This is a genomic window from Nocardia sp. NPDC020380 (genome assembly GCF_044386975.1).
Lineage (GTDB): Bacteria > Actinomycetota > Actinomycetes > Mycobacteriales > Mycobacteriaceae > Nocardia.
Genome location: NZ_JBIRVQ010000045.1, coordinates 1 through 1,244, shown reverse-complemented (window position 1 = coordinate 1,244; position 1,244 = coordinate 1). Strand labels below are relative to the sequence as shown.

Genomic DNA, 1,244 nt, shown 5'->3' with positions numbered 1-1,244 from the left:
GCCGCGGTAGGTGTAGAGGTCTTGGACGAATTTGCGGCGGAGGGCGGGGATTTTGCTGGTGAGGCTGAAGTAGGTGCGGGCGGCGAAGAGGGCCAGGCGGCCGGTGACGGGGTTGTAGAGGGGGTCTTTGCCGTTGGTGCCGTTGTTGTCGAGGGAGTCGGCGACGCGGGCGAAGCCGTAGGGGAGCATGTCGGTTTCGTAGTCGGCGAGGGCGGTGAGGAGGGACTTTTCGCCGTTGGCGGCGGCGATGAGTTCGCGGGCGAGCAGGGCGGCGTCGCGCAGGGCGGTGTTGGCGCCCACGCCCTGGCCGGGGGTCATGGTGTGGATGGCGTCGCCGAGCAGGGTGATGGTGGTGGTTTTCCAGGGTTCGACGGGCACGGAGGTCGAGATGCGCAGGGGGAAGGCGGCTTCGGGGTCGGAGAGTTCGAAGATCCGGCGCAGGTCGGGGTGCCAGTTGCGGGTCACCTCGAGGATGGAGTCGAGGAGTTGCCGGCCGCGTTGGTCGGTGATGTCGGCGGGGAAGTGGTTGTGGGAGCTCCACACCGAGAGGTTGATGTAGTCGCGGGTGTTGTCGAACTGCAGGCCGGACCAGGTGTCGAGCAGGGTGGCGTCGGCGGGGTTCTTGGGGTTGCCTTGCGCGTCCCATTTGAACTCCATGACGTGGAGCATGCCGATCAGGCCTTTGGTGGCGAAGATCAGGTTGATGCCGCGCAGCATTTCGTCGGTGAGCAGGGCACGCGTTTCGGGGGTGAGGGCGGTTTTGGTGGCGATGGCGGTGATGCCGGAGTCCTCGATCCGCGCGTGGGGCAGCAATTGCTGGCGTACGGCCGAGCGGGTGCCGTCGGCGGCGATGAGGACGTCGCCGGTGTCGCTGGTGCCGTCGCTGAAGAACGCTGTGACGGTGCCGTTCTCGTGTTGCTGGTAGTGGGTGAATTCTTTGCCGAAGCGGACGATGTCGTCCATGCCGGTGAACAGGACTTGGCGCAGGGTGGAGCGGGAGACCGAGCGTTCGCTGTTGACGTCGTCGCTGTCGTCGCGCAGCGGGATGCTGGCGGTGGCGTGTTTGGACTGGGTCAGCACATTGAAATGCCGGGGCGTGTTGGCGCAGGTGGCGACGAAGGTGTCGAACAGCTCGGCGGGCAGGCATTGTTTGAGGGCGCGGTTGCCGGTGGGGTCGATGCCGACGCGGTAGCCGTAGAGGCCGTCGCGGCGCGACCCGTAGCGTTCGTAGACCGCGACCTCGA

The 1,244-nt window shown here is 66.5% G+C and carries 1 protein-coding gene; it reads right to left on the bottom strand.

Features of this window, described 5'->3' with window-relative positions:
* The coding region (locus ACH438_RS46245; RefSeq protein ID WP_397017722.1) for an FAD-dependent oxidoreductase at nt 1-1,244 on the bottom strand (1,244 nt) is incomplete at both ends.